This is a genomic window from Peribacillus sp. SIMBA_075 (genome assembly GCF_046534585.1).
This window is the reverse complement of record NZ_JAWRYN010001558.1, coordinates 1-237: the sequence shown is the minus strand read 5'-3', so window position 1 is coordinate 237 and position 237 is coordinate 1. Positions and strand designations below refer to the sequence as shown.

The window sequence follows — 237 nt, the reverse complement described above, 5'->3', positions numbered from 1 at the left end:
CTAAAATTGCCTTTGTGAATTGTTTGGCAACCGTAAGAAATATGATGGGAAGTCTTGATTCTATCAAGAAGATTGTCAATATAAAAGGGTATGTGGCAAGTACGGCTGATTTTATTAATCAGCCGGAAGTGATGAATGCGGTTTCTTTTTTAGCAAACGAAGTTTTTGGTGAAGCAGGAAAACACAGCAGAGCAGCATTGGGGACGGCATCGCTTCCGGGCGGAACCCCTGTTGAAG

At 42.6% G+C, this 237-nt stretch carries 1 protein-coding gene; it reads left to right on the top strand.

Annotated elements, in window-relative coordinates; all coding sequences use genetic code 11:
• On the top strand, positions 1–237 hold a 237-nt coding region (locus SB775_RS33650), incomplete at both ends, for a RidA family protein (RefSeq protein ID WP_410865646.1).